General features: G+C 45.7%; 7 protein-coding genes. 4 read left to right on the forward strand and 3 right to left on the reverse strand.

The window, feature by feature from the left end; genetic code table 11:
* On the reverse strand, positions 1 to 161 hold a 161-nt coding region (locus tag IM322_RS06170), incomplete at its 3' end, for a helix-turn-helix domain-containing protein (protein WP_287675466.1).
* A 251-nt stretch (positions 162 to 412) separates the two neighbouring features.
* Between IM322_RS06170 and IM322_RS06175 the strand changes: the two genes are divergently transcribed.
* Positions 413 to 811, forward strand: a complete 399-nt coding sequence (locus IM322_RS06175; protein WP_287675461.1) for a YidH family protein — start codon at positions 413 to 415, stop codon at positions 809 to 811.
* A 77-nt stretch (positions 812 to 888) separates the two neighbouring features.
* Here IM322_RS06175 and IM322_RS06180 read toward each other — a convergent pair whose 3' ends face one another.
* Positions 889 to 1,128: a hypothetical protein gene (locus IM322_RS06180; protein ID WP_287078816.1), complete on the reverse strand. Its 240-nt coding sequence runs from the start codon at positions 1,126 to 1,128 to the stop codon at positions 889 to 891.
* A 396-nt stretch (positions 1,129 to 1,524) separates the two neighbouring features.
* On the opposite strand from IM322_RS06180, the gene IM322_RS06185 reads away from it, so the two are divergent.
* Genes IM322_RS06185 through IM322_RS06195 form a run of 3 tightly spaced genes read left to right on the forward strand, consistent with a single transcriptional unit; the run spans position 1,525 to position 2,889 of the window.
* On the forward strand, positions 1,525 to 2,064 hold the full coding sequence (locus IM322_RS06185; protein ID WP_287675462.1) for a pentapeptide repeat-containing protein: 540 nt from the start codon (positions 1,525 to 1,527) through the stop codon (positions 2,062 to 2,064).
* A 55-nt stretch (positions 2,065 to 2,119) separates the two neighbouring features.
* Positions 2,120 to 2,443 carry a hypothetical protein gene (locus IM322_RS06190; protein ID WP_287675463.1) on the forward strand — a complete coding sequence of 108 codons (324 nt, stop codon included), beginning with the start codon at positions 2,120 to 2,122 and terminating at the stop codon, positions 2,441 to 2,443.
* Positions 2,444 to 2,445: 2 nt separating this feature from the next.
* Complete coding sequence (locus tag IM322_RS06195; RefSeq protein WP_287675464.1) at positions 2,446 to 2,889, forward strand: type II toxin-antitoxin system VapC family toxin; 444 nt, start codon at positions 2,446 to 2,448, stop codon at positions 2,887 to 2,889.
* A 15-nt stretch (positions 2,890 to 2,904) separates the two neighbouring features.
* On the opposite strand, the gene IM322_RS06200 is transcribed toward IM322_RS06195, so the two are convergent.
* Positions 2,905 to 3,270 carry a TOBE-like domain-containing protein gene (locus IM322_RS06200; RefSeq protein WP_287675465.1) on the reverse strand — a complete coding sequence of 122 codons (366 nt, stop codon included), beginning with the start codon at positions 3,268 to 3,270 and terminating at the stop codon, positions 2,905 to 2,907.
* Positions 3,271 to 3,420: the final 150 nt, after the last annotated feature.

Here is a 3,420-nt window from a genome sequence, read left to right on the forward strand (position 1 = left end):
GAAGTTTGAGCGTAGCCTACTCTTTCTTGCTTTTCGTACCATGCTTGTGTTCTGACATGGAGAGCTTTATTGTAAACTAATCTTACACAGCCCAAGGTGCGCCGCAATAGCGACTCTTGTTCTGGTGTGGGGTAAAATCGGAACCAATAGGCTTTCTCCATGTCTTACATTCTAGCATATATCGTGTAAATGCGCTAGTATTTAACAGTAAAGCCGTCGTAGAACGACGGGGTTTCAGACCCAAAATTTTCGATGATAATCTGCTCAAGTCCCTTGAATTGGCTAAAGATAAGCGAAAAAGTGGCTTGAAGAAGACTTAAGATTCCTTAATGGCTAGATGATAAAAACAATTTATTAAAACCAGAAGAAAGAATACTTGATTTTATTGAAGTTCACTGCGAGGAACTCCTCTATGCTGTTCAAATCCCGAAAGACAAAGCAGAAATTTAACCCTGATTACTGGCGAGATCATTCAGCCAACGAACGCACCTATCTGTCTTGGATGCGCGCCTCGATCGCTTTGATGGGTTTTGGTCTGGTCATTTTGCGTTTACGGACGGCATCTTCGTCATCTCTAGGACTAGGTTGGTTGTTGGGTTTTGTCTTCGCTATGGTGGGATTATTAACCGTTGTCATCGCCACGCGCCACTATTTTCTCATCCGTCGGGCGATCGATAGTAATAGCTACGAACCTGCTCAAGTCTGGATTATTTGCTTTAGTATAGCGATCGCTTGTCTAGGGTCGGGAATTCTCTATTTTGTCGCCACCAGTCCCGATAGCGGTGGAGTGGAAAGCATCGGTTTCGATTAAAACCCCATCCTCGGACGGAGCGGGATGGGGAGAAAATTGCTCGATACAGGTGGTAAAATCCAGATAACTACTTAGAATTACCCATTTTCCGACCTTTCCCAAGAAGGGGCAAAAGGTGGACAAATTAAAGGACAGGCGCGCCAATGACTGTGAACAGGGACTCCCAAGCGTTGACAATAGCCATTTCCTCTCCCCTGAAACTTATAAAACCGACAGTAACGACAGGTAGAGGAACAAGTAGCAACTTTCGGGAGAGGATTTCCCGGGGATTCGATCGCTGTTAGTTTTGGGGATAGGGTGGAAATGGTGTCTAGCAAGGAAGTCTCCAAGGCTAACGGGGTTCACTAGCGACTCTTACCGTACCTAGTCACAAATTATGTCACAGTCGCCCATTGTCCCGGAGTATAACGGTTGACACGCTCCTAAAAAATTGAGAAAATCCCTTGCTGCTAGACTTATTCCACCACAACACGCCTAGAAAAGCCCCAACTTAACGAGATCGCCACCATCAACTTAGGTACGGGACAAGCATAAAAGCAAATATTCTTAATTGTCGTTTTAATAAATAAAAGTGATGGAACGGCGAGGGAGTTTCCCAGCTTTGCATAAAGGGAATTTATGGATTTAAAAACAAAGAATATTTGTTTTTATTAAAGCCATTGCCTAGAGTGAAAACAGAGACTCAAAAAGATCACTCAAGGAGATCAAAAACGATGAAACCGACGCTACTGACAGCCTTCTGTCTATTACTAATCACAGTTTTTTCTTGCTTCCACCCTGCCATCGCTAGGGCCGTTACCCCCACTGGCGGCGCACCGGCAAAAATTACTCTGGTCGAGCCGGCTGCCGCCGATAATCTGCAAAAACTACAGGAAACTAACGCCTGTGTCGGTTGTGACTTTAACGGAATTAGCCTCAAAGATTTAAACTTGTCCTCGGCCAATCTAGAAGGAGCAAACCTCAGCCAAACGGATCTAGAAAGAACCAACCTACAGGGTGCTAACCTCAAAGGGACTAATCTCCAGGGAGCCGACCTCGGCAAAACTCTCCTAGCGGGAGCCGATTTAAGCGGGGCCAATCTCTTAGGTGCAGATTTAGAAAAAGCCAACCTGCAAGGAGCAAACTTAACCAACGCCAATCTGCAAAAAGCTGACTTAGAGAAAGCCAATCTCACTAATGCTCGGTTAGACGGTGCTAACCTGCAAGATGCGGACGGTGAAGGGGCGATCGGTGTCGATCCCAATCTATTCTAAAAAAAGTTTTTATGGCAGAATCAAGTTTTAGCGGTTTTCAAGGAGAGCGATATCTATGGAAATTACTCCTTTTTCTCAGCGATCGCTAGATGGGGAGGGATCGGAAATGCTGCTAGACTTTAAAAAAGCCCATCAGCAAGATTTAAAGGCAATTGCCGAGATTTTGGCAAGAATTAGCCACCAATCACCAGAAAAGGTAGAAATTCTCTTGGAGAAAATGCTAAAACAACTGATAGAGCCAAAAACACCTTTTTACGAGACGGCAACACCGACGGAACGGGCGCAAGCTTTTCGGGATTGGGCAAGTAGTCACGATCGAGGCAGCGCACTTTTATCCGACTATGCCGTAAGTCGCGATAGTATCTATGACGATGAGTGACTGTGACTTTTTTAGTTGATACTAATGTCTTATTGCGAAGTGCGGAACCCGATCACATCATGTATGGCGATGCTGTGGGTGCGACAAGTCTATTATTGGGACAAGGAGAAAAACTCTATATCGCACCACAGAATTTAATCGAGTTTTGGAACGTTTACACCCGTCCAATTAATAGAAATGGTTTAGGACGCACAGTGGCCGCAGCCAAGGCGGAAATCGATCGCCTAAAGTCACTTTTTCTCATTATTGACGATCTGCCCGCTATTTATCCCGAATGGGAACGCTTGGTCTTCACCTATTCAGTCAAGGGTGTGCAGGTACATGATGCGAAGCTAGTAGCAGCCATGTGCGTTCATGACCTTACACATATTCTGACCTTTAATGTTGACGATTTTAGCCGTTACCCGGAAATAATCGCTGTTCATCCTGCGACCGTCAGGTGCTAACAATAAGGGTGACTTTTAAGCAAAAACGCGAGCATCCCGAGGACGAACATAAACTTGCTCCCCGACTTGGAGGTGCAGTTGAGTCAGTTGTTCTCGATCCAGATGGGCAATCAGGAGAGAGCGATCCGGTAGAATTAATTCCACATCGATGGCCCAACCCAGATGGATAATGCGCTCGACTTTTGCCTCAATGCTAGACCCATTGGGAAAAGAGAGAATTTCTAGGCCGTGGGGACGAATGAAAATCTTGACTCCGTTAGTACCCCCTCCGAGCTGCTCGAACAGTGCAGCCGAGGTCGGTGGCAAAACATTCACCCGGCCAATAAAACTCATCACAAAAGCAGAGGCAGGATGATCGTACACCTGATCGGGAGTCCCCACCTGTTCGATTTTACCAAAATTTTGGGTTAAAGCCCCGTCCTTTTAGGACGGCTTTATGTGAAAATGAAATTGGTTTGAATCCCCTGAGTGGGCGGTAGTGAATGGCTCGATTGAGTTGAACCCTTGAACTCGAAAGTCTGCATAAGAGAC

The sequence above is a fragment of the Microcystis sp. M109S1 genome (assembly GCF_020247025.1).
Taxonomy (GTDB): Bacteria; Cyanobacteriota; Cyanobacteriia; order Cyanobacteriales; family Microcystaceae; genus Microcystis.